15 protein-coding genes and 1 other RNA gene are annotated in these 15,235 nt (G+C 60.1%); 5 read left to right on the top strand and 11 right to left on the bottom strand.

Going from position 1 to position 15,235, the window contains the following annotated elements:
• Window positions 1–33 precede the first annotated feature (33 nt).
• The 3 genes from modA to ACTQZF_RS03340 all read right to left on the bottom strand — a co-directional run bounded on the left by modA (window position 34) and on the right by ACTQZF_RS03340 (window position 2,864).
• Window positions 34–906, bottom strand: a complete 873-nt coding sequence (gene modA, locus ACTQZF_RS03330) for a molybdate ABC transporter substrate-binding protein (RefSeq protein ID WP_441554551.1) — start codon at window positions 904–906, stop codon at window positions 34–36.
• 205 nt (window positions 907–1,111) lie between these two features.
• The gene (locus ACTQZF_RS03335; RefSeq protein WP_441554552.1) at window positions 1,112–1,591 is read right to left on the bottom strand and encodes a MogA/MoaB family molybdenum cofactor biosynthesis protein; all 480 of its coding nucleotides are present in this window, start codon (window positions 1,589–1,591) and stop codon (window positions 1,112–1,114) included.
• Between the two features lie 10 nt (window positions 1,592–1,601).
• Window positions 1,602–2,864 (bottom strand): molybdopterin molybdotransferase MoeA, encoded by a 1,263-nt coding sequence (locus ACTQZF_RS03340; RefSeq protein ID WP_441554553.1) that lies wholly within the window; start codon window positions 2,862–2,864, stop codon window positions 1,602–1,604.
• A gap of 210 nt (window positions 2,865–3,074) precedes the next feature.
• On the opposite strand from ACTQZF_RS03340, the gene ACTQZF_RS03345 reads away from it, so the two are divergent.
• Window positions 3,075–4,493, top strand: coding sequence for a chloride channel protein (locus ACTQZF_RS03345; RefSeq protein ID WP_441554554.1), 1,419 nt, complete (start codon window positions 3,075–3,077; stop codon window positions 4,491–4,493).
• Between the two features lie 87 nt (window positions 4,494–4,580).
• Window positions 4,581–5,543 carry a diacylglycerol/lipid kinase family protein gene (locus ACTQZF_RS03350; RefSeq protein WP_441554555.1) on the top strand — a complete coding sequence of 321 codons (963 nt, stop codon included), beginning with the start codon at window positions 4,581–4,583 and terminating at the stop codon, window positions 5,541–5,543.
• Window positions 5,544–5,630: 87 nt separating this feature from the next.
• Here the strand turns inward: ACTQZF_RS03350 and ACTQZF_RS03355 are convergent, their stop codons facing one another.
• The 4 genes from ACTQZF_RS03355 to ACTQZF_RS03370 all read right to left on the bottom strand — a co-directional run bounded on the left by ACTQZF_RS03355 (window position 5,631) and on the right by ACTQZF_RS03370 (window position 8,427).
• Entirely contained in the window at window positions 5,631–6,029 is a 399-nt protein-coding gene (locus ACTQZF_RS03355) for a peptide chain release factor-like protein (protein ID WP_441554556.1), read from the bottom strand.
• 65 nt (window positions 6,030–6,094) lie between these two features.
• Complete coding sequence (locus tag ACTQZF_RS03360) at window positions 6,095–6,673, bottom strand: xanthine phosphoribosyltransferase (RefSeq protein ID WP_154515325.1); 579 nt, start codon at window positions 6,671–6,673, stop codon at window positions 6,095–6,097.
• The gene (locus ACTQZF_RS03365; RefSeq protein WP_441554557.1) at window positions 6,631–7,002 is read right to left on the bottom strand and encodes a hypothetical protein; all 372 of its coding nucleotides are present in this window, start codon (window positions 7,000–7,002) and stop codon (window positions 6,631–6,633) included. Before ACTQZF_RS03365 ends, ACTQZF_RS03360 begins: the two co-directional genes overlap by 43 nt.
• A gap of 141 nt (window positions 7,003–7,143) precedes the next feature.
• A complete protein-coding gene (locus tag ACTQZF_RS03370; protein WP_441031847.1) occupies window positions 7,144–8,427 on the bottom strand; it encodes an O-acetylhomoserine aminocarboxypropyltransferase/cysteine synthase family protein in 1,284 nt (427 codons plus the stop codon).
• A gap of 170 nt (window positions 8,428–8,597) precedes the next feature.
• On the opposite strand from ACTQZF_RS03370, the gene ACTQZF_RS03375 reads away from it, so the two are divergent.
• Window positions 8,598–9,104, top strand: a complete 507-nt coding sequence (locus tag ACTQZF_RS03375; protein WP_427727569.1) for a C-GCAxxG-C-C family protein — start codon at window positions 8,598–8,600, stop codon at window positions 9,102–9,104.
• Between the two features lie 67 nt (window positions 9,105–9,171).
• Here the strand turns inward: ACTQZF_RS03375 and ACTQZF_RS03380 are convergent, their stop codons facing one another.
• The 3 genes from ACTQZF_RS03380 to rpsA all read right to left on the bottom strand — a co-directional run bounded on the left by ACTQZF_RS03380 (window position 9,172) and on the right by rpsA (window position 11,991).
• Window positions 9,172–9,810 carry a YigZ family protein gene (locus tag ACTQZF_RS03380; RefSeq protein WP_195838524.1) on the bottom strand — a complete coding sequence of 213 codons (639 nt, stop codon included), beginning with the start codon at window positions 9,808–9,810 and terminating at the stop codon, window positions 9,172–9,174.
• Window positions 9,811–10,121: 311 nt separating this feature from the next.
• An RNA gene (gene rnpB / locus ACTQZF_RS03385) (RNase P RNA component class A) lies at window positions 10,122–10,483 on the bottom strand.
• A gap of 341 nt (window positions 10,484–10,824) precedes the next feature.
• Window positions 10,825–11,991 (bottom strand): 30S ribosomal protein S1, encoded by a 1,167-nt coding sequence (rpsA, locus tag ACTQZF_RS03390; RefSeq protein WP_154515317.1) that lies wholly within the window; start codon window positions 11,989–11,991, stop codon window positions 10,825–10,827.
• Between the two features lie 337 nt (window positions 11,992–12,328).
• Between rpsA and ACTQZF_RS03395 the strand changes: the two genes are divergently transcribed.
• The gene (locus ACTQZF_RS03395) at window positions 12,329–13,063 is read left to right on the top strand and encodes an HAD family hydrolase (RefSeq protein ID WP_441554558.1); all 735 of its coding nucleotides are present in this window, start codon (window positions 12,329–12,331) and stop codon (window positions 13,061–13,063) included.
• Here the strand turns inward: ACTQZF_RS03395 and ACTQZF_RS03400 are convergent.
• Window positions 13,060–14,379, bottom strand: a complete 1,320-nt coding sequence (locus ACTQZF_RS03400) for an L-cysteine desulfidase family protein (RefSeq protein ID WP_441554559.1) — start codon at window positions 14,377–14,379, stop codon at window positions 13,060–13,062. The genes ACTQZF_RS03395 and ACTQZF_RS03400 overlap by 4 nt on opposite strands.
• A 266-nt stretch (window positions 14,380–14,645) precedes the next feature.
• Between ACTQZF_RS03400 and rpiB the strand changes: the two genes are divergently transcribed.
• Window positions 14,646–15,113 carry a ribose 5-phosphate isomerase B gene (rpiB, locus tag ACTQZF_RS03405; protein ID WP_427719257.1) on the top strand — a complete coding sequence of 156 codons (468 nt, stop codon included), beginning with the start codon at window positions 14,646–14,648 and terminating at the stop codon, window positions 15,111–15,113.
• Window positions 15,114–15,235: the final 122 nt, after the last annotated feature.

Consider the following 15,235-nt stretch of genomic DNA (forward strand, 5'->3'; position numbering starts at 1 on the left):
CTCAAGCATATCGTTATGCAGCGATGTTGCGAACTACGCGGAAAGCTCAAAGCCGTACTTAGCCCAAATCTTCTGGGCTTTCTTGTTGGTCAGGCAGAAGTCGATGAACGCCTTGGCCTCGTCGGCGTGCTCGGAGCTCTCGGCGACAGCGCCGGGATACACGATGGTCTTGTGCGAGTCCTCGGGGCACACGAAGGCCTCCTCGATGCCGTCGTAGCGGAAGATATCGGAGCTGTAGACAAAACCGGCCACGCAGTCGCCCGTAGAGACGTAAGACGCAGCGGTGCCGACCTTGTCGGCCAGAGCCACCTTGTCGGCGAGATCGGGCGCATACTCGCCGTCGTCGCCCTCGGTGCCGGTGTAGAGACCCACAGAAGCCAGCGCCTGGTTGGCGTACTTGCCGGCGGGAACGATCTTGGCGTCACCGATGGCGATCTTGCCGTCCAGGTTCGCGACGTCGGCGATGGCCTCGACCCTGGTGTCGGAGCCCTCGGCACGAATGACCACGAGGTCATTGACGAACATGTCCTCACGCGTGTCGGCGTCGACGAGCTCGGCGGCCTCGGCGTCGTCCATGGTGCCCTTGGAGGCCGTGATGAGTACGTCGACGGCGGCACCGGCGCGCATCTGCTCGACAAGGTCGCCAGACGCCTTAAACTGCGTGTCGGCAAACGTGGTGCCGGTCTGGTCGGTATAGAGCACCTGAACCTCGGGCAGGGCCTTCTCGAGCGAGTTGGCGGCAAAGACCTGCAGCTCGACAGCCTTCTTGGACGAAATCTTGGCGGAGCCGGCATCGGAGCCAGTCGGCCCAGACGTCTTGTTGCCGGAACAGCCGGCAAGCCCAAGGCCGGCAGCGGCGACAGCGGAAAGTGAAACGAACCCGCGGCGAGAAACCGTATCGAACATGTTCAACCCTTTCGAACGCTACGCCCGGGCACCCCGCCGCAAGCTTTATTCTGTTACTAGATTATACTTTTGCACGAATAGTGTTTGTGATAAATATTTCTCGTCTAATAATTTTCCTTTACCGATAACCACGAGACGGCCCGCACTGTCGCTGCATAAAAAAGGCGGAGCAGCCCGTAAGGTCACTCCGCCGCAGGTAATGCGCTTATTTGGCGTGCCTGCCCCCCGCCGTCATTTGAGCTGCGTGCTCCAGCTGGTCGCTCACAGCCTCCCAGCTTTCGCGGGCCGCTTTCGTTGATCCCGGAAAGTTGATGACAAGCGTATGCCCACGCTGCATGCACACGGCGCGCGAAAGCATAGCGCGGCGCGTCTTGGTCATGGAGTACGCACGGATTGCCTCTGCAATACCCGGTACATCGCGGTCGCAGACGGCACGCGTCGCCTCGGGCGTCACGTCGCGCATCGAAAGGCCCGTGCCGCCGCAGGTGAGCACGACATTGGCGTGGCACTCATCGGCCGCTTCCACAATGGCATCACCGATCTCGCTGACGTCGTCGCGCACGACCACATGCGAGGCGACCGTCCAGCCCTGCGCCGCGATGAGTTCCTCGAGCGCAGTACCCGCCTCGTCCTGGGCAAGATCGCGCGTATCCGAGCACGTCACAATCGAAATCTTCAACTCCATAGCGTTCCTCCTATAGCACCGCGCCCTCAGGTAAGTCGACACGCACGACATCCACGACGTCGCCCGCCCTGAGGTCACACGGGCCTTCGTCAATACGCAGCAGGCAGTTGGCCCGCTGCATCGTGCCGAGCAGCGCCGAATTCTGCGTCTTGGCCTCGGTCACCAACAGCTCACCGGTCTCGGGGTCGCGCAAAACCGTGGCACGATCGAAGAAGCGGCGATGCTGTCGCTTCTTCACGCCGTGTGTGAGCTTCGCCTGCTGCACGGGACGCACGCCCTCGGCAAAGCCGCGCATCTTGCGGATCGCCGGGCGGGCAAGCATCTCAAAGCCCACATACGCCGCCGCGGGATTGCCCGAAAGTCCCAAATATGGCTTGCCCCCAAGCAGGCCAAACGTGATGGCCTTGCCGGGACGCATCGAGATGCGGTCGAACAGCACCTCGCCCTCGCGCCGAACGAGCGCCGTCACATAGTCGTAATCACCCGCAGAGGCGCCACCACTCGTAATGACAAAATCGCACTCCTGCGCGGCGCGATGCACCAGCTCGGCAATCGCCTGCTCATCATCGGGCGCAATGCCGTAGAACACGGGCTCGGCTCCTGCATCGAGCGCCTCGGCCATCAACGCCGACGAGTTGGAGTCGCGAATCTGCCCGCGCGCCGGCACGTTACTCGGTGCGACCAGTTCCGTCCCCAGCGAGATAATGCCCACGCGCGGCGCGGCATGCACCTTCACGCTCGCATACCCGGCGCTCGCCAGCAAGCCGGCGCCCGCCGGAGCCACAACCTCTCCAGCGTACATCACGACGTCGCCAGTATGCGCTTCCTCAGCAGCCGATCGAACGTTCTCCCCCACCTTGGCAGGCGCCGAGAATCTCACACGCGAGCCCTCGTTGCCGTCACCGTCGAGCACATCGACGATCTCGTACTTTACCACGGCATCGGCACCTTCGGGTACCGGCGCGCCCGTCATGATACGAACCGTGTCGCCCGCGCCGATTGCGCCCTCAAAGACATGGCCCGCCGCCTCGTGCCCCACGACAGAAAGCGTCACGGGCGCATCGGTGGACGCTTTGGCGAGGTCGACGGCGCGCACGGCATATCCGTCCATAGCGCTGTTGGCAAACGGCGAAATGTCGATATCGGCCACCGCGTCCTCGGCCAAGGGAAGGCCGGCGGCCTGCCACACGGGAATCTCGACGAGATCGGTCGGAGCAACGTGCGACAGAACAATCGACTGCGCGTCCTCCAGCGGAATGAGTTTCTCTGCCATATGCACCTCTTAATGCCACAGCGCACAACGGGGGCGCCAATTCTTTATGCTTGTCTCAGTATAATCCCCTGCCGCACGACGACGAAACGACCCACGTTCTCGAATACACCTGTCGGCCGCAAGCCGCGAAACAGAACCGAAACCAACCTGCCGGTTTGTCACGTTTGGCACGTTCTATAATGCTCGTGTTGCAACCTAAAAGAGGAACGTATGGCTTTTACCGACAAACCCGAAAGCGCAAACGAGGCGCAGGATCATTCCCAGCCGCTCGACGACGGCTTTTTCTCCCTGAACGACGTCATCATGGCAGGCAGGCAACAGCTCACCCGCTCCGAGCATCTCTTGGCTGCCGACACGCGCCGCAATGCCCACAACCTACTCGCGAGCGCTAAGTTGCTCGTACTCGTCGTCATCGTCTCGCTCGCCATGGGCGTTGCCGCTTGGGCGTTTTTGGCCTCGTTGAAAATCGCGACCGACTATCGCGAGCACCATACGTGGATTTACGCGCTGCTTCCCGTTGTGGGCGTTGCCACCGCATGGGCGTACAAAAACCACGGTCTTGCCGCCAAACGCGGTAACAACCTGGTCATCGACTCCGCTCTGGGCACACGCCTCATCCATAAGCGCATGGCCGTCCTCACCTTCGTCTGCTCCACGCTCACGCACCTAACGGGCGGATCGGCCGGTCGCGAGGGAGCCGCGGTACAGATTGGCGGCACCATCGCCAGCAACATCTCAAGCCTCGCCCACCTCAAAAAGCATGACCACCACGACCTCATGCTCGCAGGCATCTCGTCGGCCTTTGGCGCCGTATTCGGTTCGCCCCTTGCCGGAGCTTTCTTTGGCATGGAGATGTGCTTTATCGGCAAGATCGACTACACCGCAGGCATCTACTGCCTGGTCGCCTCGTTTACCGGCTACTTTACATCACTCGCCCTGGGTACCGAGTACGAAGCGAATGCCATCGCCAGCGTTCCCGCCATGATGCCCAAAACGGTCGTTATCGTTGTTGTCAGCGCCATTATCTTCGGTCTGACGGCACGCCTCTTTGCCTGGTCGGTTCGAACCGTCAAGAGCCTGTACGGTCGCTTTATCACCAATTACCTCGTTCGCGCCCTTATAGGCGCACTCGTGGTTTTGGCTGTCTATGCCCTCCTCGACGCCTGGGACTACGCCGGCCTTTCCACGTGGCTTTCGGGCGCCGGGTTTGCCGGCAACACCACCCTCGCCGACGCCGTCATCAAGCTCGTCGTAACGGCACTCACCCTGGGTGCCGGTTTCCAAGGCGGCGAGGTCACGCCCCTGTTTGGCATCGGTGCGGCACTCGGTGGCTGGATCGGTTGCCTTACCGGGCTCGACCCCAGTTTTCTGGCGGCTCTCGGCATGCTCGGCGTGTTCTGTGCCGGCCTTAACGTGCCCATCACCACCTGCATGATGGCCATCGACCTGTTCCACGGCACGGCCGCCGGGTTCTTTGTCATCGTGGCCTTTATCAGCTATCTCGCCGGCGGACACCGCGGCGTGTACCCTGCCCAGCGCATCATCTCACCCAAGCGCCGTTCGCTTATAGTGGATGAGGGCGGTACGGTAGCGGATGCTATCGAGCGCCACAACGACCTGATAGAGTAGACGTAAGTATTCGCCGTGCAGCCACAATCGGGGGGCAATTCGACCCGAGCGCGACCGCACCGTCACGCCATATGCCGGGAGTCGCCCATGCACGCAACTGATTTTGGTCGAACGCTCATCATCGCCAACCCAGCCGCCCAATCGGGTGCGGCGCGCGAAGTTGCCGAGCGCCTGCAACGCTTTTTGGACATGACTGCACGCGCATCCCAGTTTGACCTGGTATTGACCGAGCGTATGGGGCACGCCAAGGAGCTGGCCGCACAGGCTCAGGGCTATCGCACCGTTATCGCCCTTGGCGGCGACGGCGTGATCCACGAGGTCCTCAACGGGCTTATGGCACAAAAGGAGGACCCCCGCCCCGCTCTTGCCATCCTACCCGTGGGTTCCGGCAACGATTTTGCCCAAACGCTCGGTATAGAAGATTTCTCCGGCAAGGATTTTGGCGCGCTGCTCACCTGCGAGCTGCAGCGTCAGGACATCGGTCGCATTCGCTCATGGAACCCTGCAAGCGGTAGCGGCGAGGCTTGCGTTGAGTACTACGACCAGACGCTCTCCGTCGGTATTGACGCCGCCATCGGCCTGGGCACCACCGAGCTGCGCAAAAAGACGGGCCTCACCGGCGCTCCGCTCTACACCCTCTCGGGACTTGAACAGTTTGGCCTGCGCTATCGCAACTACCCCATGACAGTCAGCTTTGACGGCGCGCCCGCCGAGCGCGTGAGGGCGATCATCATGGCGATTCAGCTGGGCCCCACCTATGGCTCGGGCTATCGCATCTGTCCCGACGCCGACCCGTGCGACGGCATGCTCGACGTTTGCTACGCCTGCGGCCCCGTTCCGCGCGCGGTCGCGCTTCCCATGTTCCTTTCGGCCAAGGACGGCCACCATACCAAGTTGCCGCCGGTTTGCATGCGTCGCTGCCGCCATGCCGAGCTCACCTTTGAGGAGCCCGACTACCCCATCCAGGCCGACGGCGAGCCTGTTATCGCCTCGCGCATCGAAGTCGACATCCTACCCGGCGCCCTCCAAGTCTGGCGTCCAACCCGCTAACCACCCCTATGTTGCGGTGAAATAGGGACTGTTTATGCAGGTAAAGCCGCAAAACAGCCCCTATTTCACCGCAACTTATTCAGAAGATCACTCCTCCCCGCCCGGCTTGCGGCGGTTGGCCTTTTTAATGGCGTTGAAGTGCTTATCATTAAGTCTGCGCTGGCGAGAGCGCTGAGGCACCTTGGTCTTTACGCGTCGACGCGGTGGATGCCCGCGACGCTCAAGCTCAGCGCGTAGCTTACGCAAACAGCAGCTACGATTTTGGAACTGACTGCGACTCTCGCGCGCCGTCACGGTAATCCCCGTAGGGATATGTTTCATGCGCACCGCCGAGTCCGTCGTGTTCACGCCTTGCCCACCCGGACCCGTCGCGCGAAACACTTGCATCTCGCAATCGCGCGCCAGCTCCTCGACCGACATCTCGGCATAGCGCGCATACTCACGCCATCCCATCTTGTTCTCATCCATATCAACACCTCCCCTCATACAAAAAATGTGACAAAGGGACAGTCCCTTTGTCACATCGCATACCAATCGCTTGTGTTGCGCGCTTAGGCGAAGGTGATCTCGCCGTTCTCACAGTCCATATCGGCGATACGGGCCAGGCTCTCAACACGGAAGCCGCGCTCGCGGAGCTTATCGCCACCGCCCTGGAAGCCCTTCTCCACCGCAATACCAATGCCGGACACCTCGGCGCCTGCGGCCTCGCAGATCTTGATAAGACCCTCGAGCGCGCATCCGTTGGCCAGGAAGTCGTCGATAATCAGGACCTTGTCGCCCTCGGACAGGAAGCGCTTGCCAACGATGACCGGGTACTCCCTCTGCTTGGTAAAGGAATAGATGGTCGTGGCATACTGCTCGCCGTCGAGGTTGATGGACTGCGCCTTCTTGGCAAAGACCACCGGCACGCCGCCAAAATGCTGGGCTGCAATGCAAGCCATGCCAATGCCCGAAGCCTCGATCGTAAGGATCTTGTTAATCTCGACATCCTCGAACAGACGGGCCCACTCGGCGCCCATGTGGTCAAACAGCTCAACGTCGCACTGGTGGTTGAGGAAAGCATCAACCTTAAGGACATTACCGGCCTTTACGATGCCGTCATGGCGAATACGGTCCTCAAGCTCCTGCATGGCGCAACCCCTTCTCGCGGCAACGATACCGCGCGATTAATAAACGTTGTTCGATAGTCTACCACGGACCGACCCCCGCCCGCCCCACAAGCCGCATCGCACCGCAAAGTCGCAAGCAGATAAACCGAGCTTACCAGCTGAATGCGATCGAGGACCACGCCCAGCTCCTTTTGCATCACGGGCAGCGCCACGGTCACGACGGTCGAATCCAGACACACCATAAACGTCATGATGAGCACCGTAAACAGAATCGCCCATTTGTTCTTGCCATGGGTGTCTCCCTCAACAGCGATGTGTTCGCGGCGCAGTTGCTCTGCGGTTTTCTCCATATCCATCCTTTCGAGTGGCGCAACACAAAAACGGGGCCCCAATCGCCTGCAAACAGTCACGATTGGGGCCCCGCCTACGGTATCGGGACGAAAGGTCACCGAAGCTTTCTGCCGGCATCGGCGCCTTGCACGAACGCTAGCCTAGCACTGCTCGAGCGCCTGCTCAAGGTCGGCAATCATATCGGCCGTGTCCTCGAGGCCGCACGACAGGCGCACCATGTCGGCGGAGATACCACAGGCGATAAGCTCCTCATCGTTCATCTGGCGGTGCGTGGCGTTAGCGGGATGCAGGCAGCAAGTGCGGGCGTCGGCCACATGCGTGGCGATCTGAGCGAGCTTGAGGCTCTTCATAAAGGTCTCGGCCGCCGCGCGACCACCGTTAAAGCCAAAGCTCACAACGCCGCAGGTACCGTTGGGCATGTACTTTTGAGCTAGGTCATAGTACTTGTCGCCCTCCAGACCCGGATAGCTCACGAAGCGCACCTTGGGATGGCTCTGCAGGAACTTGGCAACAGCCAGGCCGTTCTCGCAATGACGCGGCATGCGCACATGTAGGCTCTCGAGCGAGCTGTTCAGGAAAAACGCCGCCTGCGGGTTCTGCATGGGGCCGAGGTCGCGCATGAGCTGAGCGGTTGCCTTGGTAATGAAGGCGCCCTCGCGACCGAACTTCTCGGCATAGGTCACGCCGTGGTAGCTCTCATCGGGCGTGGTGAGACCCGGGAACTTGTCCGCATGTGCCATCCAGTCAAACTGGCCGTGGTCGACGATCACGCCGCCCAGGTAGGCCGCATGGCCATCCATGTACTTGGTGGTGGAGTGCGTAACGATATCGGCACCCCACTCAAAGGGACGGCACATCACGGGCGTCGGGAAGGTGTTGTCGACCATCAGCGGCACGCCGTGGTCATGCGCGGCCTTGGCAAAGCGCTCAATATCGAGCACGGCAAGGGCGGGGTTGGCAATCGTCTCGCCAAAGACGAGCTTGGTATTGGGCTCAAAGGCTGCCTCGAGCTCCTCATCGGTGCAATCGGGGGCAACGAACGTGCAGGTAACGCCCATACGACCCATGGTATGGGCAAGCAGGTTGTAGGTACCGCCGTAGATGGCCGAGCTTGCGACCACATGATCGCCGGCGCCGGCCACGTTAAAGATCGCGAGGAAGTTCGCAGCCATGCCCGAGCTCGTGAGCATCGCAGCGGTGCCGCCCTCCATCTCGCAGATCTTGGCGGCAACCAAATCACACGTAGGGTTCTGCAGACGGCTGTAGAAATAGCCAGACTCCTCCAGGTCAAACAGCTTGCCCATGTGCTCCGACGTGTCGTACTTCCACGTGGTGGACTGGTAGATGGGCACCTGGCGCGGCTCCGCATCTCCCGGATGATAGCCGCCCTGAACACATGTAGTACCGATGGTCTGCTCGCTCATATCTAGCTCCCTTGCCTGGGTTACATTTTTATCCGGTTCACGATACCGCTACCCCGCACCCCTCTCAACCCATCCCCAAGGTAGGTTATGAGACAAATCAACCGGGGGCATTTATCGCAGATCTTGGCATTTATTCGATAGATAAAAATGAGGCATACATGAGGCTTTCGATGAACAAATGCATCGGCAAGGGTACCATAGGCGAGTACACCGTTACCGAGGAGACAACGATGAAGCAAATCGATACTGCCCAGCTCGACATCACCGCCTGTCAGGCTCAGGCTGCCGAATACCACGCCCGTGGCTTTAACTGCGCACAGGCCGTCGCCTGCACGCTCGCACCCGCCGTCGGGCTCGACCCCCAGACCGCCTTTATCCTCACCGAGGGCTTTGGCGCCGGCATGGGCGGCATGACCGAGACCTGCGGCGCTATCTCGGGCGCCGTGGCCATCATGGGCTTTGTAATGAGCGACGGCATGGATAACCCCAAGACCAAGGGCCAGACTTACAAGCTGTCGCGCGAAATCGCCAAGCGTTTTAAAACGAAAAACACGACGACCGTCTGCGGCACGCTCAAGGGCATCGGATCGGACAATGGTCCGCTCCGCAGCTGCCCCGGCTGCATCGACGACGCCATCGAGATCGCCTGCGATGTGCTAAAGCAGCTCGCCGAGTAAACGGCGGCAACAGAAAACGACGGCTGGCGTGCTTGGGATTCATCCAAAAGCACGCCGGCCGTCGCCGTTAGAACTCGGCAAATTTGGGAGCGCCGACCTCAATCTCCTCGCGCCCCGCCATAAGCTCGCGCATCTTAGCGCAAAAAGGCTCCTGCTCCCCCGCCTTAAACACCAAATGAATCGTCACGGCATCCGCGTAATCGGTATCCGAAACCTTGGCACCCGAATCCTGCGCCAAACGAAGCACCTGCTCATACTGCGGATAGGCCACGTGCACGTCAACAGGCACGACGCTCGTCATCTCAACGACCTGCCCTGCCTCCTGAGCAGCTGCCACCGCCGCCTGCGTCGCCGCGGTATAGGCGCGCACCAAGCCACCGGGCCCCAACAGCGTGCCGCCAAAATAGCGCGTCACCACGCAGCAAACATTTTTGAGCCCAGCGCCGCGCAACACCTCGAGCGTCGGCATGCCGCTCGTGCGGCTCGGCTCACCGTCATCACTCTGACGCTCGCGTCCATCGACCAAAATCCACGCGGGAACATTGTGTCGAGCGTCGTAATGACGCTTGCGAACCATCTCGATGAAGGCATTCGCCTCATCCTCGGATTCAATATGGACCAGCTGGGCAATAAACCGGCTCTTGCGATCCACAAACTCGCCAGAAGCCTCAATATTCGATCGCAGAGTAAAATAGCTGTCCAACAAAGCCCCTCAACAAAACTAAGCGCGGCAACAAACAGCCTCAATAATACGGCAAAGACAGCACCGTTGTCCTCGCCAACAAGAGCGAAAACGCCAATGATGCCGTCACCAACAGCGAGAACCCGTCAGCGCGAGCAAGGTGCCTTGAAAGACGAGATTACAACAGAAACGAGGCTGCCGATGACCAGGCAAAAACAGCGAGACGGCGTCAGCTGAGTCGATTTGGCCCGAAAGAGGAGGGAGCACGCCTTATGGCGGCGACCGACGAATGAGCGCCAAATCGGCCAGCTGACGCCGTCGCAGCGTCAACATAGTTGCCGAGTGGGCCTATAAGCCGGGTTCTGTCGTGAACGGTCATTTATCTTGTCTGCACGTTACCGTGCAGCTCCACGCACGCTACCCGAACGCGGACCGGGCCGGCCCATAGCGTTCCTATTCGCGCTTGCTCCGGATGGGGCTTGCCAAGCCGCCGTGTTGCCACGACGCTGGTGGTCTCTTACACCACCGTTTCAGCTTTTCCCTTTACGCCTTGCGGCGCAGGTGGGAGTCTTCTTTTCTGCGGCGCTTTCCGTCGGATCACTCCGCCCGGCCGTTAGCCGGCATCCCGCCCTCTGGAGCCCGGACTTTCCTCACGCGTGCCGCAAGCAGCACATCGCGCGACCGTCTGGCCCACTCAGCAGTGCAAGAGTGTAACACACCGTTGCCGCAGGCAAAGGCACAACACAAGCCTTCGACACGATATACCAAGAACCATGCCATGCAGTACAATAGGGTTGTCGATGGGCAACGTCGCCAGTCGAGACGCGACCGCGCTCCGCACCCCTCCGTCTACTCGGTGCGTTCCCGCCTCCTCCCCGAGGCGGGATGTCGGCATTTTCATGCACCGACAACCCAATAGCCTGTGAACAGCCCGGACAGCGTTGCGCACGAGTAGCATTGCGCACCTCACCGGCAAACGCAAAAAGGGACCCGTCCATTGCGGACGGATCCCTTAAAGCAAGTGATCGTCAAACCGATTTACTCGGCGTCGGTCTCCTCGTCCTTCTTCTCGGAAGGCAGCGGGGTAACCTCGATCTCGACGCCCAGAGTCTCAGCAGCGGACTTCATAGACAGGGAGATACGACGACGGTCGAGGTCGATCTCCATGACCTTGACCTGAACCTTGTCGCCCACGTGGGTGACCTGAGAAGGCTGGTCGACGTGCTTGTTGGCCATCTCGGAGATGTGCACCAGGCCCTCGATGCCCTCGCCCAGATCGACGAAAGCGCCAAACGGGACAAGCTTGGTCACAGTGCCCTCGACGATCGCGCCGACGGGGTACTTCTTGACCAGTGCGCGCCACGGATCCTCGGTGGTCTGCTTGAGACCCAGGGAGATGCGCTCGCGGTTGAGATCGACGTCGAGAACCTCGACCTCGACCTCCTGGCCGACCTTGACAACCTCGGAAGGATGGTTGACGTGGTTCCAGGAGAGCTCGGAGATGTGGATGAGGCCGTCGATACCGCCGAGGTCGACGAAGGCGCCGAAGTCGACGATGGAGGAAACGGTGCCCTGGAGACGCATGCCAGACTTGAGCTTGGACAGGATCTCGGAACGCTCGGCCTTACGGGACTCCTCAAGCACGACGCGACGGGAGAGAACGACGTTGTTGCGGTTGCGGTCCATCTCGATGACGCGGGCCTCGATGCGGGTGCCCATGTAGGAGGTGAGGTCCTTGACGCGACGGAGGTCGACGAGGGAAGCGGGCAGGAAGCCACGCAGGCCGATGTCGAGGATTAGGCCGCCCTTGACAACCTCGATAACCTCGCCCTCGACGTTCTCGCCGGAGTTGAACTTCTCCTCGATGCGGTTCCAAGCACGCTCGTACTCGGCACGCTTCTTGGAAAGGACCAGACGACCGTCCTTGTCCTCCTTCTGGAGAACCAGGGCCTCGATGGAATCACCGAGTGCAACGATGTCTGCAGGGTTAGCGTCCTTGCGGATGGACAGCTCGCGGACCGGGATAACGCCCTCGGACTTGAATCCGATGTCAACGAGCACCTCGTCATGCTCGATCTTAACGACAGTACCGTTAACGAGATCGCCCTCATCAAAGTCGGTAATCGTACCGTCGATGAGGTTGTTCATCTCCTCCTCGTTGACATCGTCAAGAGAGAAAATGGACGAGTTCTGAATCTCACTCAAAGGTGGACCCCTTTCGAACTACGGGGCCCCGATTGCTAGGACCTACAGAAGGGTGCGACAAGCACACAACGTTTAGGAACACTCGGGAGCCGACAGATACTAATGTGACGCTTATGCAATCACGTTCGTATAGGTTACGTGGAAATCACTTCGATTTCAAGCGTGAACTGCGATTTTTTACTCGTATGGAGACTTTTTCGCAATCTTGTGAACGACCGTCTCCATAAGTTGACGATAAGCAGTTGAGTATACGGCTTTGGGGTAAAGTATCCGGAGCCAACGTTCTGAACGATTTTTCGAGAAAGGTGCCCGCGTGCTCAAAGCAGTCGTTTTCGATATGGACGAGACGCTTCTCAGCATCAATCTCAACGCGTTTATCCTTCGCTATTTTAAGGATGTCTCGTCAATGCTCGCGGATATCGGACGATGCAGCCGCGGTGGCACGATGGCACGCCTCGGCACCATCCTGGTCGACCTCAACGCCAATCGCCGAAGCGGCACGGACAATCGCACCAATCTTGAGTTTTACCGCGCCGAGGTCGAGCGCAGGTGCGGCATCTGCCTCTCGGACCCACTCATCTATGAGGCTTTTACCTACTATGAACGCGAAGTTCTCCCGTACAAGAATGACGATGCCATCAATGCCCACGCCATGCCGGGTGCACACGCCGCGCTCCAGGCTGTACGGGACGCAGGACTGCGTTGCGCACTCTTTACCAACCCCAGCTTTCCCCAGGGGGCCATCGAATGCCGCATGGGTTGGGGTGACCTGGCCGACGCCCCCTTTGAGCTCGTGACGCACATGGGAAACGCCACCCGTTGCAAGCCCGATGCCACCTATTACCTGGAGCAGCTGCAGGCCATGGGGCTCGAACCGCACGAGGTCCTTATGGTGGGCAACGACCCCAAGCGCGACTTCCCCAGCCCCGCCTGCGGTATTCAAACTGCCTATGTTGGCCAGGGAAAACCCAGTCGAGCCACCTGGCGCGGAACCATGGAAGACTTCGCCCGCGACTTTAACGCCGTAATCGATGCCTTCTACGAGCACCAAGTAGCCAACGAATTGTCCTAACAAACTTGGGTTTTGCCGATCATGATGTTGAGGATTTCGACGTCGGTGTCCTTCATACCCACGCGACCCACATAGCCCATGCTGGCGATTGTCTGCTCAACGGTATCTTGGATCAGGCCCTCGCCGGCGCGGAAACCGCGGCCCTGCATGGCCATATCGTGGCCCAGAATCGCCGCATCAACGGCTGCGGAAATCTTGGCGGCACAGCTCGCCTTGGCGCCATCGCACACGATGCCGCCCACGTTGCCGAGCGTATTCGAGACCGTCGCGCCGATCTGATCACGCGTGCCACCGCACAGCCAGGTAATCGCAGCACCGGCACCGCACGCGGCGCAAATAGCACCGCAAAATGCCGAAAGTGCACCAATATAGCTTTTGATATGCACGGCAATAAGATCGGACAGCATCACGGCGCGCACCAAGCGCTCGTGGTCGCAGCGCAGGTACTCGGCATATTCCATAACGGGCAATGCACAGGTAATGCCCTGATTGCCCGAGCCGCACACAATGGCGACCGGCAGTGCGCAGCCGTTCATGCGGGCGTCGGACCCGGCGGCTGCACGGGCACGGGCACGGCAGGCGACGTCATCGGCACGAGCGCCCAGCAGCGTACGGCCCACCTCGGCACCCCAAGCGTGCGCCAAGCCCTCTGCGCTAATGGCGCCGTTCAGCTCGATCTGACGCTCAACGGCAGCGCGAGCACCCTCAACATCGCCGTCCTCAATAAAGTCGATGATGGTCTCGATCGACATGGGCGTGTCGGCGCTATCTGCCGCGCGCTCGGCCACCACGCGCTCGGCGCAGGCGGCACACTCCCCCACCGACTTGCCGCATACCGGAATACCGTCGAGTGTATGGCACGTAACATTGGTGTGGTGGTCGGTAATCTCGACGACCGCGGTATGTCCCCCGGCCGTGGCAATCACCTTGATGTAGAGGTTGGGCACACCCTCGACAAGCGACACATCGCAGTAGCCGGCATCGGCGAGGAGCTCGGCCACGCGAGCACGGTCTTTATCGTCAACACTCTCGAGCACCTCGAGCGCGCTCTTGGCGTCGCCGCCCACGGCACCCAGCACGGCCGCGGCTTCAATACCATGCATACCGCCCGAGTTAGGCACGGTAACGCTCTTTACGTTCTTGATGATGTTGCCCGAGCAGGCAACATCCATATGATCGGGTTCGCAACCGAGCGTCTGGCTCGCCAGCGCCGCTGCATAGGCAACGGCAATGGGCTCGGTGCAGCCGAGCGCACAGACAAGCTCGCGGTTCAAAACATCGCAAAACGCGGTATCACGAAGGGAATCGGCAGGCATAGGTATCTCCTACTTGTATAACGGGCTGGGCTCTCAAAATAGTTCGCTATTTTATTTGATAACAATGCATCAAAAACCACAACCATGGTTCCGGCGGACGGCGCTCGAGCACAAAATGGCATTATTTATGATAAGCCGGTCTTATTGCATGCTAAAGCGTTTGAGCAACAAACGCCCGAGCGTTTACACAAAAGTCGCGCTATCATGCAGTCGAACGCGGTAAAACCTTTAGCAATCTCGCCGCACAGACCAGAGAGGAAGCATCCATGAAGATCGGTATCGGTAACGACCACGCCGCCGTCGAGCTCAAGAACATCATCTCCGAGCACCTGAAGGAGCGCGGCTGCGAGGTCGTGAACTTTGGCACCGACACCTCCGAGAGCTTTGACTACCCCATCGCCGGCTACAAGGTGGGTAAGGCCGTTGCCAACGGCGACGTCGACCTGGGCATCCTCATCTGTGGCACCGGCGTCGGAATTAGCCTGGCTGCCAACAAGGTCGAGGGCGTACGCGCCGTCGTGTGCTCCGAGCCCTTCAGCGCCAAGCTCTCCCGCATGCACAACAACACCAACGTGCTCGCCTTTGGTGCCCGCGTCGTGGGTTCCGAGCTCGCCAAGATGATTGTCGACGAGTGGCTCGACGCCGAGTTTGAGGGCGGCCGCCACGAGCGTCGCGTCAATCTCATCAACGAGATCGACCAGACCCGCGGACTCAAGGTCGTCGACGAGGCCTAAAGACTTACAACACCATACGTTAACGACAGCCCCCGTCCGGAACACACATCCGGACGGGGGCTGTTTCGTAGATTTTTGGGATATACCTAGAAATCTACTGGAATAAAAAGGGCGCCGCGGAT

Source organism: Collinsella sp. LCP19S3_H3 (assembly GCF_052119145.1).
In the GTDB taxonomy this organism is placed as follows: domain Bacteria; phylum Actinomycetota; class Coriobacteriia; order Coriobacteriales; family Coriobacteriaceae; genus Collinsella.